The sequence below is a fragment of the Pseudonocardia sp. DSM 110487 genome (assembly GCF_019468565.1).
Classification (GTDB): domain Bacteria; phylum Actinomycetota; class Actinomycetes; order Mycobacteriales; family Pseudonocardiaceae; genus Pseudonocardia.
Genome location: NZ_CP080521.1, coordinates 7633503 through 7646180, shown reverse-complemented (window position 1 = coordinate 7646180; position 12678 = coordinate 7633503). Strand labels below are relative to the sequence as shown.

The 12678-nt window shown below is 68.1% G+C and carries 11 protein-coding genes; 6 read left to right on the top strand and 5 right to left on the bottom strand.

Annotation, left to right across the window (positions count from 1 at the left end; all coding sequences use genetic code 11):
• Nucleotide 1: 1 nt before the first annotated feature.
• A complete protein-coding gene (locus tag K1T35_RS35740; RefSeq protein ID WP_255621088.1) occupies nucleotides 2-361 on the bottom strand; it encodes a hypothetical protein in 360 nt (119 codons plus the stop codon).
• 534 nt (nucleotides 362-895) lie between these two features.
• Between K1T35_RS35740 and K1T35_RS35735 the strand changes: the two genes are divergently transcribed.
• Nucleotides 896-2089 carry a DUF1565 domain-containing protein gene (locus K1T35_RS35735; RefSeq protein ID WP_220256147.1) on the top strand — a complete coding sequence of 398 codons (1194 nt, stop codon included), beginning with the start codon at nucleotides 896-898 and terminating at the stop codon, nucleotides 2087-2089.
• Nucleotides 2090-2211: 122 nt separating this feature from the next.
• Here K1T35_RS35735 and uidA read toward each other — a convergent pair whose 3' ends face one another.
• Complete coding sequence (gene uidA, locus K1T35_RS35730) at nucleotides 2212-3993, bottom strand: beta-glucuronidase (protein ID WP_220256146.1); 1782 nt, start codon at nucleotides 3991-3993, stop codon at nucleotides 2212-2214.
• A gap of 132 nt (nucleotides 3994-4125) precedes the next feature.
• On the opposite strand from uidA, the gene K1T35_RS35725 reads away from it, so the two are divergent.
• From K1T35_RS35725 to K1T35_RS35715, 3 genes are all read left to right on the top strand, one after another.
• On the top strand, nucleotides 4126-5661 hold the full coding sequence (locus tag K1T35_RS35725) for an ABC transporter substrate-binding protein (protein ID WP_220256145.1): 1536 nt from the start codon (nucleotides 4126-4128) through the stop codon (nucleotides 5659-5661).
• A gap of 2 nt (nucleotides 5662-5663) precedes the next feature.
• Nucleotides 5664-6605, top strand: coding sequence for an ABC transporter permease (locus K1T35_RS35720; protein ID WP_220256144.1), 942 nt, complete (start codon nucleotides 5664-5666; stop codon nucleotides 6603-6605).
• Nucleotides 6606-6678: 73 nt separating this feature from the next.
• Complete coding sequence (locus K1T35_RS35715) at nucleotides 6679-8475, top strand: dipeptide/oligopeptide/nickel ABC transporter permease/ATP-binding protein (protein WP_220256143.1); 1797 nt, start codon at nucleotides 6679-6681, stop codon at nucleotides 8473-8475.
• A 13-nt stretch (nucleotides 8476-8488) separates the two neighbouring features.
• On the opposite strand, the gene K1T35_RS35710 is transcribed toward K1T35_RS35715, so the two are convergent.
• Nucleotides 8489-9667 carry an RNA-guided endonuclease TnpB family protein gene (locus K1T35_RS35710; protein WP_220256142.1) on the bottom strand — a complete coding sequence of 393 codons (1179 nt, stop codon included), beginning with the start codon at nucleotides 9665-9667 and terminating at the stop codon, nucleotides 8489-8491.
• A 37-nt stretch (nucleotides 9668-9704) separates the two neighbouring features.
• Between K1T35_RS35710 and tnpA the strand changes: the two genes are divergently transcribed.
• Nucleotides 9705-10121 carry an IS200/IS605 family transposase gene (gene tnpA, locus K1T35_RS35705; RefSeq protein WP_220256141.1) on the top strand — a complete coding sequence of 139 codons (417 nt, stop codon included), beginning with the start codon at nucleotides 9705-9707 and terminating at the stop codon, nucleotides 10119-10121.
• A 60-nt stretch (nucleotides 10122-10181) separates the two neighbouring features.
• The gene (locus K1T35_RS35700; RefSeq protein WP_220256140.1) at nucleotides 10182-11036 is read left to right on the top strand and encodes an ATP-binding cassette domain-containing protein; all 855 of its coding nucleotides are present in this window, start codon (nucleotides 10182-10184) and stop codon (nucleotides 11034-11036) included.
• A gap of 27 nt (nucleotides 11037-11063) precedes the next feature.
• Here K1T35_RS35700 and K1T35_RS35695 read toward each other — a convergent pair whose 3' ends face one another.
• The gene (locus K1T35_RS35695; protein ID WP_255622716.1) at nucleotides 11064-11867 is read right to left on the bottom strand and encodes a LacI family DNA-binding transcriptional regulator; all 804 of its coding nucleotides are present in this window, start codon (nucleotides 11865-11867) and stop codon (nucleotides 11064-11066) included.
• Entirely contained in the window at nucleotides 11864-12175 is a 312-nt protein-coding gene (locus K1T35_RS49915) for a LacI family DNA-binding transcriptional regulator (protein ID WP_370645531.1), read from the bottom strand. Before K1T35_RS49915 ends, K1T35_RS35695 begins: the two co-directional genes overlap by 4 nt.
• Between the last annotated feature and the right edge of the window lie 503 nt (nucleotides 12176-12678).

The following is a 12678-nucleotide window of genomic DNA, read 5'->3' as shown; positions in this document are numbered from 1 at the left end:
CTCAATCGGTTGGGGTAAAACGTTCTGCCCGGAAACTCGAGTCGTCTCCCATGTGGAAGAACAAGTGACCCGCGACCATCGCATCATCGACAAGGGACACCCAGCCGCGTCCGCTGACCTGGTCGCCCTCGTCGACGCCCTCCCAGGTGAACTCGACAGCGGGTTGGCCGTCCCGCTCGACCGGGCGGCAGTCCAGCCAGCCGCGAACGGCGATGAAACCGAACTGGCCGGTCCCGTCCTCGACGAACTCGATGAAACCCGGCTCGACCAGATCGATAGCGTCGCGGTCCCACCCGCTCATCTCCACGATCCGCCAGCGACCGGCCAACGGCGCGACGGACCCCGGAACACCTCTTGCCATGACGCGTCAGGGTAGCCACCGCATGGAGGGTCCATTCAATGTGCCGCCACCGCGATCCGCAGCTGGAGCGCGCGGTGGACATCGCACTGGAGGCTCTGGCGGAGCGCCCGGCCGTGCGCCCACCGGACCCGGCGACCCGCCCGTCCCGCCGCCGCCCGGAGCTTCCCCCGAGGCCCGCTCCATGATCGCCAGGTGGGCGCCTACCCGGCCACATATGGCCGGTAACGCGCCCGATCGCCGATCACGCCGGCGCGCCCGCGCCAAGATCGGCCGGTGGGTGCAGTAACGGCCACATGTGGCCGCGAGTGCACTCGCCCGGTGTGCCCAACGGCTGAAGTACCGGCGCCGCCGGTCCGACCGCCACCCGCCTGGTCTACCTCTGGTCTACTGTGGTGCGATCCGCGGCGTCGAGGTCGCACTCCGGATCTCGCAGGAATTCAGGATGTCGGTCGCCGCGAACAACGGATATCGACACGTGCAACACCGAGATTGTCGCGCTGTAGAAACCGAGATGCGACGTGGAGGTCGACTCAGTTGAAGCGCGTCATTCCGGGAGTGATCGTCGCAGCTGTCGTCGCGGTGCTCGTGGTGGCCGTCGTCTGGTGGCTGCCCGCGATGCCGACGGTTCAGCTCTACGTCTCGCCGACCGGCACCGACGCCGGTGACGGCTCCGCGGGTGCCCCTCTCCGGACCATCCAGGCCGCGCTCGACAAGGCCACGCCGGGGACGCAGATCAACCTCGCTCCCGGCGACTACCACGAGAAGCTGCAGACCAAGATCGACGGGGTACCCGACGCGCCGATTTGGATCACGGGTCCGGAGTCGGGCAAGGACAAGAGCGGCCGGTACCAGGCCACGCTGTACGGCACCGGGCGGATCTTCAGTATCGACCATAGCTATTACATCCTCGACGGTTTCACCATCGACGGTCAGGAGAAGCTGCCCAGAACCACCGAGCTCCCGATGGACGTCGCCACAATCGACGCGTTCAAGGACAGCGTGAAGGATCTGGTCCAGGACAGCAAGCTGATCTACATCGGGGCGGGCGAGGCCACCCATGACGTGACCGGCGTCACGATCACCAACATGTTCCTCGCCCGCGCCGGAACCGAGTGCGTGCGGCTGCGGAACAATGCGCACGACAACACCATCACCGACTCGGTCATCGAGTACTGCGGGATGTTCGGCAAGCAGAAGGACGACGGGGTGCGGCGGGCCGTTTACCACAATGGTGAGGGTGTCTACATCGGCACCAGCCCGAAGTCTGACACGCAGCCGATGCACGCGAACGACGGAAGCTCACACAACGTCGTCACCGGCAACACCATCCGCACGTTCGGCTCCGAATGCTTCAACGTCAAGGAGAATGCGCACGACAACGTGTTCGAAAAAAACATTTGTTCGGACAACGCCGAGTCGGCCGAGTTCCAGGGTAGCAACATCGAGCTGCGCGGCCACTCCAACATCGTCCGCGACAACCAGATCTCCAACAGCGCCGGCGTGAATGTGAAGATCAAGAGCGACGAGCAGGAGTACGACAAGGGCGGCAACACCGTCCAGGACAACCGCATGTCCGAAGCGCCCGCGGCCCTGCTGTTCAACTCCCTGGCACCCCCGGGGCCGATGTGCGGGAACGTGGTGACGGCGCGGACCATGGTCTTCGTCAACGACAGCGGCGACTACGGCGACGGCGCGCCGTCGCCGGATCTCACTGCCCGCTGCGGTTGATCGGGGACGCCCTTGGCTCAGCATCATGACGTCGTCGGCTGGTGCGTGAAGGGGCGTGAGTGCTGAAATGCGCTTGCAGCTCGGAGTGCCCCTGAGCTAGGCGCTCCGGCGTCTCCGCGTTTCTAAGCGAGTGCCCGCCAACGGCGGCGCAGCGCGAACGCCGCCGACTTCGGGTTCCGCTCGCGGGTGAACACGCCTTTCTTGTTGCCCCCGACCCGAACGATGCCCGACGTGGTGGCGAAGTCGGCGAAGTTCCAGACCTGCTCGCCGACGACGGCGTCGATTCGGTCGAACACTCGGTGGTACATCTCCAGATAGGCGACCTGGTACTCCTCGGTCCACGGCTGTGGATCCACGGCGTGCAGGCCCGCGAGCGTGTCGGCACCGTACTCCGTGATGATGATCGGCTTTCCGTCGGAGGCCCAGCTACGCAGCTCCTCCTCGAGAGCCTGCTCGGCGCCGTCGAGGTCGCCGGTCTGGGTGTACCAGCCGTAGTAGCGGTTGATCATGAGAACGTCGGCGAACTGCGAGACGCGGCACTTCCCGTGCGGGGAGAGCCCGACGTTGACGAACCCCGCCGGCCGGGTCGGGTCGGCCTCGCGGACCACCTCGAACAAGGGCCGGAAGTAGTCCTCGGCCTCCTGGCCGTGCGATTCGGGCTCGTTGGCGATCGACCACAGCACGACGCAGGGGTGGTTCTTGTCGCGCGCGACGAGCTCGCGGATGGCCTGGGCGTGTGCGGCGCGGGTCTCGTCGTTGATGGTCTCCTGCGAATAGGTGAGATAGCCCTGGCCACCGAAGATGCCACCGCCGAGGCCCATGTTCAGGCCGACGGCGGCGGTTTCGTCGATCACCACGATGCCGCGCCGGTCGGCGTGATCAAGGACGTCCTCGGAGTACGGGTAGTGCGACGTGCGGAACGAGTTGGCCCCGATCCAGTCCAGCAGCTCGAAGTCCTGCAGCATGAAGGCGTCGTTGTGCCCCTTGCCGAGGGTCGGGTGGTCCTCGTGCATGCCGAACCCGGTGAAGTAGAAGGGTTCGCCGTTGATGAGGAATTCGGTGCCGCGCACGTCGATCGTGCGCACGCCGACGCTCTGGTGGTAGCTGTCCACCAGCGCGCTGGCCGCGTCGACCAGTTGGACCTCGAGGTCGTAGAGGTATCCGTCGCCGGGAGCCCATCGGTGCACGTCGGGCACGGAGACGACGCCTGCGGCGCCGCCGCCGCGGCCTACCTCCAGGCGCTCGGCGTCGCGCAGCACGACGTGCACGTCGAGTCCGTCCGCATCGACGGTGTCCACGCGGTAGTCGACGGTGCCGGTCGTTCCCTGCAGGTCGGTGGTGATCGTGACGTCGTCGATCCGCGCGATCGGGGTGCTGGCCAGCCACACCGTGCGATGTAGGCCCGCGTAGTTGAAGAAGTCGTGAAAGTAGCGCTGCCGGCGCCCGGTCGGGGTCTCCTCGACGACGCCGGGCGGGATCGTCTGGAATGTGAGGGTGTTGTCGACGCACACGGTGACGCGAACCTCGTCACCGGCCCGCACGTGCGCGGTGATGTCCGCCTCGAAGGGGGTGTAGCCCCCCGAGTGCGAGACGACCTCCGCGTCGCCCACCCACACCGTCGCGTGGTGCGTTGCGGACTCGAGGTACAGGACGACGCGCTGACCGGCCCACCCGCGTGGCACCCGGACCGTCCGCTGGTACCAGACCTCGCCGCAATGGCTGCGCAGGCGCGGGTCGGTGAGGATGTCGTTGTAGCTGGCCGGCACCGCCATCTCCCGGGCGGCGGGCAACGGGCAGGCGAACCACCGCTCGTCACGGCCGACCCCGTCGACGTCGACGCGGAAACGCCACAGCCCATCGAGTGACTTGCGTTCGCGTGTGGCGGTGTCAAGGGGACGCAGCATGCAGGCATTGAGCCGATGAACCACGCCTCCTCGCAACTGGTTGCCAGAAGTTGTCCACGGCAAGAACTGGCAACTCGTTGCCACCTGATCGCCACGTCTCGCATCCTCCGACCCACACCGAAGGAGCTGACGATGGAGTTGGGCAACCTGGGGAAGGTGGGCGTCCTCGCCGCGGTCGTGGGCCTCGCGCTCGCTGCATGCGGGGGCCAGAGAGCGGCGGACGACAGCCGGACACTCACCCTTGCAGTCGTCGCCGACGTCACATCGTGGGATCCCGCGCAGGCGCACGTCGGGCACCAGCTGCAGCCGTACCAGCCGGTCTACGACACGCTGATCCAGCGCGAACCGGACGGAACGCTCAGCCCGATGCTCGCGACCGGCTGGGCCTACAACGACGACCGAACCGAGCTGACGCTCGACCTCCGCACGGGCGTGACCTTCAGCGACGGGACGACGTTCGACGCCGCGGCCGCGAAGGCGAACCTGGAGCACTTCAAGGCGGCCAACGGCCGGCAGGCCGCGCAACTGGCGTACTTCGACTCCGCCGAGATCGTGGACGCGGACACGGTGAAGATCAACCTGACTGCACCGGATCCGGCCTTCGAGTACTACCTGAGCCAGGCTGCGGGCCTGATGGGCAGCCCGGCCGCGATCGCGGCGGGCACCATCGCGACGACCCCGGTCGGCACCGGCCCCTACGTTTACGACCCGGCACAGAGCCTCCCCGGTTCCCAGCTCGCGTTCACCGCACGCCAGGGCTACTGGAACCCGTCGCTGCAGAAGTTCGACAAGATCGTGCTCAGGCCCATGGCCGAGACGACGGCGCGGCTGAATGCGGTGGTGGGTGACCTGGCGGACGCGACGCTGGTCGATGCGAGGACCGTCGCTCACGCCGAACGTGCCGGTTTGACCGTGCTCGAGGACTACCAGGTGGACTGGCAGGGGCTGTTGCTGTTCGACCGGGGCGGGACCCTCATCCCCGCGCTGGGGGACGTCCGGGTCCGTCAGGCGATCAACTACGCGATCGACCGCACGACGCTGCTCGACCAGCTGCAGCTCGGCTACGGCACCCCGACCGCGCAGGTCTTCGGACCGTCCAGCGGCGCTTACGTCGAGGAGTTCGACGACCGTTACCCCTACGACCCGGCGAAGGCGCGTCAGCTGCTCGCGGAGGCGGGTTACGCGGACGGCTTCGACATGAGAGTCCCCGCGTCCTCGGCGTTCGACACGGCGATCGCAGCCGTCGCGCAGCAGCTGGGCGAGGTCGGGATCAGGGTGCAGGCCGAGACCGCGGCGCAGACCACTTACGTCGCGGACCTGGGCGCAGGCAAGTACCCGACCACGTACTTCAACCTGTTCCAGGGCGAGCCGTGGGTGGCGATCAACCAGCTCGTCTCCACCCGCGCGCTGTACAACCCGTTCGACTCGACCACGCCTGAGCTCCAATCGATGATCGACGCGGTGCAGAACGGTGGCGAGCACTCGGACGAGCTGGCCAAGGACGTCAACCGCTACGTCACCGAGAACGCCTGGTTCGTGCCGTTGTTCCGGATCGACCAGCTGTACGTCATGAACGGCTCGGTCACCGCGGTCCCGCAGATCCAGCAGGCGGTGCCGTCGATCTACAACTACGCCCCCGCGAACGACGCGTCGACCCCCCGGAGGTAGTCGTGATCTTCTTCGCCGTGCGAAGGCTGGCCGCCGGAGCCGTCCTGCTCGCCGTGATCAGCGCTCTCACCTACGCGCTCCTCTTCTTCTCCGGTCAGAGCATCGCGCGCAACATCCTCGGCGACATGGCCACCGAGGAACAGGTGGCGCTCAAGGAGGCCGAGCTCGGCCTCGACAAGCCGCTTCCCGTGCGGTTCGTCATCTGGGCGGGCAGTGCGCTCACCGGCGACCTCGGCGACTCGTGGTTCTCGGCGCAGAAGGTCGCGGACGCGATCTTCAGCCGGTTGCCGGTGACCCTCGCACTCGTCTTCGTCTCGATCGTGCTGGTGGCCGTGATCGCCACGCTCATGGGCATGGCCGCGGCGACGAGGCGCGGGTGGATCGACCGCGTCGTGCAGGTCGGCGCGGTGGTCGGCGACGCTCTCCCCGGGTTCGTCTTCGCGATCGTCCTCGTCGCAGTGTTCGCCATGCAGCTGCGGCTCTTCCCGGCGATCAGCACGATCACCCCGGGGTCGAGCGTCGACGCCTGGGTCGCGACCTTGGCGCTTCCCGTCATCGCGATCGTCGTCAACTCCGTCGCCTCGAGCGCACAACAGATCCGCAGCGCGGTGATCACGCAGCTAGAACGCGACTATGTGCGGACGCTGCGCAGCCGCGGCATCGGGGAGAGGGAGATCCTCTTCAAGCACGTTCTGCGCAGCGCCGCGCCGGCCGGGTTGACCGTCATCGGCCTCCAGTTCGTGGGGCTCCTCGGTGGCGTCGTCATCATCGAGCGGGTCTTCGCTGTTCCGGGCATCGGTGCACTCGCGGTCGATGCGACGACATCCGGCGACATCCCGATCGTGATGGGTGTGGTCGTCTACACGGTGATCGTCGTCGTGGTCGTGAACCTGCTGATCGATCTCGCCAACGGCTGGCTGAACCCGAAGGTGCGTGTGGGATGAGCGAGCTTGCGAGCGAATCATCGGCACAGCGCCTTGGGCGAATGCCCGCGACGAGCGTCAGCGAGGAGCTGGTATGAGCCGAAGCCTCGACATCCCCGGGGAACTGCCTGGACCGTCCGATCTCGTGGTCCGGTCGTCCGTACTGCGGCGGGTCGTCCGCAATCCGCTCGGCGTGCTCGCCCTCGCCGTACTGGCGATCGTCGTCCTCGCCGCCGTGTTCGGGCCGATGGTCTCGCCCTTCGACGAGAACTTCGCGAACATCGATCGGATGCTGGCGCCCGCGGGTGGTGAGCATCTGCTCGGCACCGACAGCGCCGGCCGGGACGTGTGGAGCCGACTGCTGTACGGCGCACAGATCACGCTGCTGTCGGCGCTGCTGTGCGCGGCCGTCGCGATCGCCATCGGCCTGCCCGCCGGCCTCGTCGCGGGGTACTACGGCGGCTGGTTCGACTCCGTGCCCAGCTGGGTCGCGAACCTGCTGATGAGCCTGCCCGGCATCATCGTGCTGCTCTCGGTGCGAGCGGCGTTCGGCCCGACGGTGTGGATCACGATGATCGTGTTCGGCGTCCTGATCAGCCCGGGATACTTCCGGCTGACCCGCACCGCGGTGCAGTCGGTGCGGGGCGAGCTGTATGTGGACGCCGCCCGCGTCGCGGGCCTGAGCGACGTGCGGATCATCAGCCGACACATCATGTCCGTCGTCCGGGCCCCGCTCATCATCCAGACGGCGATGGTCGCCGGGGTGGCGATCGCCGTGCAGTCGGGCCTGGAGTTCCTCGGGCTCGGCGACCCCCAGCAGGCAACGTGGGGCGTGATGCTGAGCGACGGGTTCGAGAACATCTACGTCGCGCCGAGCCTGCTGGTGTGGCCTGCTGTCGCGATCGGGCTGACGACCGCCGCATTCGTGCTGCTGGGCAACGCCGTTCGGGACGCGCTCGAGGACAGGCGGGAGGTGCCGAAGGCGAAGCAGGCCAAGGTCGCTGCGGAGCCGGCAGGCGACGTCGCCGCATCGGCGCCTGGGAGATATCTGCTCGAGGTGTCGCACCTGTCGGTCGGCTATCCCCGGGCCGACGGCGGCGTCAAGCTCGTCGTGGACGACGTCTCGTTCCACGTCGACCGCGGCGAGGTGCTCGCGATCGTCGGGGAGTCCGGCTCGGGGAAGACCCAGACGGCCTTCTCGGTACTGGGCCTGCTGCCGGATGCCGCGCGGATCGTCAGCGGCACTATCCGGTTCGATGGCGTGTCCACGGTCGAGCCCGGTGACCAGGTCGTCGCTCAGGCGCGGCTCACCCCGCTGCGCGGCCGACGAATCTCCTACATCCCGCAGGAGCCGATGTCGAACCTCGACCCGGCGTTCACGATCGGCTACCAGCTCGTGCGCCCGATGGTCAGAGTCCTCGGGATCTCCAAGGCCGCGGCGCGGGCCCGGGCGCTCGACCTGCTCGCGAAGGTCGGCATCCCGGACCCGCAGCGCACCTTCACCGCCTACCCGCACGAGGTGTCAGGCGGTATGGCGCAGCGGGTGCTCATCGCAGGCGCGGTCAGTTGCGAGCCGGACCTGGTGATCGCCGACGAGCCGACGACGGCGCTCGACGTCACCGTGCAGGCCGAGGTTCTCGACCTGTTGCGGGAGATGCAGGCGGAGCTCGATGTGGCGATCGTCCTCGTCACCCACGACTTCGGCGTCGTCGCCGATCTGGCCGACCGGGTGGCCGTCATGCAGAACGGTCGGATCGTCGAGGACGGGCCGGTGCGCGAGGTGCTGCGCTCACCAAGGGACAGCTACACACAGGCGCTGTTGGGCTCGATGCTCGCTGAGAAGGAACCGATGACTGCTGCGGCCGCGACGCTGCTGACGAAGGACGTTTAACGGTTCCCGACGGCTAATGCCGGGGGATTTCCAGCTCAGACCGCACGACACCGGCGACCACAGGAGAGGAAGCCAGAGCGTGTCTTACGTCGTCAACACAGGTGCCGCCCCGTTCTGCGACAGCCAGGATCGTCCCGGCGGCGTTCCGGTCCCAGTCCGCGGTGTGGCCGCAGGAAGGACAGGAGAAGGTTCGTTCGGCGAGCCCGAGCCGCTGCGTGGTTCTTGCCAAGCAGCGCGAGCACGTCATCGATGTGTAGGCGGGCGCGACGATCACCACCTGTCGTCCGGCCCGCACGGCCCGCTCGATCAGTTCGGTCTTCAGTGTGCCGAGCCCGATGTCGGCGGCCTTGCGGGCCATCCTCGTACGGGCCAGGAACTTGGCCCGGAAGTCCTCCACTGCGATGAGCTGGTGGTGGTCCACGACCCGCTTGGCCCAGGTGCGGGCGGTGTGGGTGTTCTGCCGCGCCGCCTTCTTCTCGATCCGCGCCTTGACCTTCCGCGCCCTCACATACCCGTTGGACAGGGGATGTCCCCGGCGGCGTTTGCGGCGGGACATTCTCCGCTGCGCTTTCGCCAGCTCGGCCGCGCACCGTCGCCGGTGGCCCGCGTAGGGCAGATCGAACCTCGGGTCGGTGGTGGTGGCGGGCGTGCTGACACCCCAGTCGACCCCGATACCGCCCTTCGCGGGCGGGGTGGGCTCGACCTCGCGGCGCACCACGAACGAGGCGTACCAGTGCCCCAGCGAGTCCTGAAAGACCCGCACAGATGTGGGCTCGCACGGCAGCTCGCGGGACCACACCACGGGGATCGTGGTGCCCTTGGGCAGCCGCAGCCGGCCGTCGACGATCGCGAAGCCGTTGCGGTTGTACCCCAGCGACGGCAGCGTCTTGTGCTTCTTCTTGATCGCCGGTTTGGCCCGGCCGCGGACCTGGTAGCTGTGCTTGTTCGCCAGCGCCCACGTTTCGAGCATGCAGGCCTGGGCGTTCTGGGAGCCCGCCCGCAGCCAGCTGCTGGTCTTGCGGGCGGCGGTCAGCATCCTTGCCACGGTGGCCCGGTTGGGTTTGTTGCCGATGCGGCGTTGGTGCACGGCCTCGTTCCACAGCCACCGGCAGCGGTGCCACTCGGCCATGAGCGCCCGCTCGGCCTGCGCGCCGGGGCGCAGCCGATAGGTGTAGCGGACGGTTTCCTCCACGCCCGCCACTATCCGCTGCACCCCCGACAATTCCGTGTTGTGCGACCCGCGCGGTACCGCATCCAGCGGCCGGTCGAACAACAACGTCGTCTACCGCTGCACATACCACGTCGTGTGGTGCCCGAAATATCAGCGCAAGGTCATCGAGGGCGCCGTTGACGACCGGCTCCAACAGATCATCCGCGACGTGTGCGCCGAGCGCGACGCACGCATCATCGAACTGGAGACGATGCCCGACCATGTGCACCTGCTCGTGTCGCGCGACCCGCAGTACGGCATCCACCGTCTGGTCAAGCAGATCAAGGCTCGCTCGTCGCGGTACATCCGCCAAGAGTTCCCGGCCGTCCGGTCCCGCATCCCGACCCTCTGGACGAACTCCTACTTCGTCGCCACCCTCGGCGGAGCCCCATTGGAGATCGTCAAGCAGTGCCTCGCCAACCAGCGCAACGCCTGAACGGCACTCCGATTCCTCCCCACGGCTGAAGCCGGGAGCTTCCTCGGAGCTTTCTCGATGATGGGCGAGCGTCTCCTCTCCGTCGAAGACCTCGTGGTCGAGTACCGCCCGAAGCGGTTCCGGGCGAAGCCGTTCCGGGCGTTGGGCGGCGTCTCGGTCGCGGTCGACGCCGGCCAGACCCTCGGGCTGGTCGGCGAATCCGGTTCGGGCAAGACGACCCTCGGCCGTGCACTGCTCGGTCTGGCGCCGGTGACCGCAGGCCGGATCACCTTCGCAGGCGAGGACATCTCGCACGCCGGGCGTGCCCAGCGTCGCAGGCTGAGCCGCGACCTACAGGTGGTGTTCCAGGATCCGTACAGCTCGCTCAATCCCGCGATGGAGATCGGAGAGATCCTGGCCGAGCCGCTCACGGTTCAGGGCGTGAGCGCACAGGCGGCGCGAGCGCGGATCATGGAGCTGCTCGACCGGGTCGGCCTGCCGCAGGACGCCGTGCACCGACTGCCGCGGGAGTTCTCCGGCGGCCAGCGCCAGCGCGTCGCGATCGCCCGCGCGCTGGCGCTGCAGCCGAAGCTCATCGTGTGCGACGAGCCGGTGAGCGCCCTCGACCTCACCACGCAGGCGCGGGTGCTCGACCTGCTCCTGCAGGTCCAGCGGGACACAGGAGTTGCGTACCTGTTCATCTCGCACGACATCGACGTCGTGCGGCACGTCAGCCACGACGTCGCGGTGATGTACCGGGGTGAGATCGTCGAGCACGGACCCGCCCAGCGCGTCACCGTCGATCCCGAGCATTCGTACACCCGGCGCCTCCTGCTCGCGTCACCGGTCGCCGATCCCGACCGGCAGCAGGAACGGCGCGCGGAGCGTGCGCGGCTGCGCGCACAGGAGCGGGGACGGGCCGGGGTCGCTGTCTGACGGCCGGAAGCGAGCTCGAGCGAACCGTCAGCGCCGAGCGGCGCGGCGTGGTCCCGTCGACTCGCGCACCACGAGCGTCATCGGGAGCACGAGGGTCTCGCCGCTCGTCTGTGCCCCGGAGGCGAGCGCCAGCACGTTGCCGACGCCGGCCGCGCCCGCCTTGCGCATGGGTGCCATGACCGTGGTCAGAGCCGGATCCACCACCTCGGTGAGTAGCACGTTGTCGAATCCGACGACGCTCACGTCGTCGGGTACGTGCACGTCCAGCTTCTTGAGGCCCTTGATGATGCCGATCGCCAGTGCGTCGTTGTACGCGAGGACCGCGGTGGCGCCCTCCTCCAGGATCCGACGTGCGGTGTCGAAGCCGGTGAGCATGGTGGGGTCGTCCTTCGGGTCGATCCGGCGTATCCGCAGCTCAAGCTCATGACCCGCCTCCCGGAGGGCCCGCCACCGCATGCCCTCCGCCCAGCTCGCCGCAGGTCCCGCGACGTAGGTGATGGTGGTGTGGCCGAGCGTGGCGAGATGCTCGACGGCCCGGCGGACACCCCGTGGGTTGTCGGCGACGATGCAGGACGTTTCGGTGATCTGCCGGTTCAGCAGGACCAGCGGCTTCTGCTTGGCGATCATCCGGATCGCGGAGTCGCTCATGCGTGAGCTCCCCAGCACCACGCCTTCCACCAGGTCCATCGTGCGATCGACGATGTCGCGTTCGACCTGGCCCGTCTCGGACGTGTCGGAGAGCAGCAGCGCGTATCCGGCGTGGCGGGCAGCCTCCTCGGCGCCTTTGATGATCTCGCCGTAGAACGGGTTCGTGATGTCGGAGACCATCAGGGCGACGGCACCGGTCTGTCTGCTGACCGATCCGGTGATCTTGGTGGTGCGGTAGCCGATCCGCCCGGCTGCGGCGAAGATCGCCCGGGCCGTCTCGGCGTTGACCGCCCGGGACGGGAGTAGGCGCGGGAGACGGTGGAGGCAGCGACACCGGCTTCGCGGGCGACGTCGTAGATCGTCGGACGGTCACGCACCGGGCGACGATAGCTCGGCGGCGGCGCCACCGATCCGACCTCACCGCGCCCGCGCGGCTGGAGCCCCGGCGCGCGTGGGGCTTTCAGCCGTCGTCGGGGCACCAAGCCGCGCATCTCCCGCGAGTCGATCTTCGAGGCCGCGACCGACCCCAGGAATCTGGGGCGGTGCCGCGATCCGGTCCGGCCCAGGCAGAGTCGATGCATACGCTCGACGTGCAGCGGGCCATCGAAGCCACGCTCCCGCAGCTGAGGGGGACTGCGCACCTACGAGCTCAGCTCCCCGAGCTCGTGTGTGAAATCCCGGTGGGATCGTCCGGGTCGATCGTGGCAAGGCACGACCGACCGCCCTGGCGCTCGCCCGCACAGACCTTCCGATCCCGTAGGCGTTCTCGTCCGGTTCGGCGCGACGGTCGCCGAGTTCTGGCCGATGCCGATCGACGTCGGGCGGTTCAGCTCCCTGCTCGCGGACCTGTGCGATGTTGAAGACGTGAACGGGCTGATCGGCTTCGGCGCCCGTCCTGCCGTGTCGGCTTCGGGCCTGGTCACAGCCCCGCCAGGCCGTTGTCCTGCTCGCAGAGCAGTACACGTAGGTGGCGCGGAGTTGGCCGAGATCGACT

What these genes read in the sequence shown, in the direction of transcription:
- K1T35_RS35740 (WP_255621088.1), bottom strand. Translation starts at nt 361, where the DNA reads ATGGCAAGAGGTGTTCCGGGGTCCGTCGCGCCGTTGGCCGGTCGCTGG.
- uidA (WP_220256146.1), bottom strand. Translation starts at nt 3,993, where the DNA reads ATGCTGCGTCCCCTTGACACCGCCACACGCGAACGCAAGTCACTCGAT.
- K1T35_RS35725 (WP_220256145.1), top strand. Translation starts at nt 4,126, where the DNA reads ATGGAGTTGGGCAACCTGGGGAAGGTGGGCGTCCTCGCCGCGGTCGTG.
- K1T35_RS35715 (WP_220256143.1), top strand. Translation starts at nt 6,679, where the DNA reads ATGAGCCGAAGCCTCGACATCCCCGGGGAACTGCCTGGACCGTCCGAT.
- K1T35_RS35700 (WP_220256140.1), top strand. Translation starts at nt 10,182, where the DNA reads ATGGGCGAGCGTCTCCTCTCCGTCGAAGACCTCGTGGTCGAGTACCGC.
- K1T35_RS49915 (WP_370645531.1), bottom strand. Translation starts at nt 12,175, where the DNA reads ATGCGCGGCTTGGTGCCCCGACGACGGCTGAAAGCCCCACGCGCGCCG.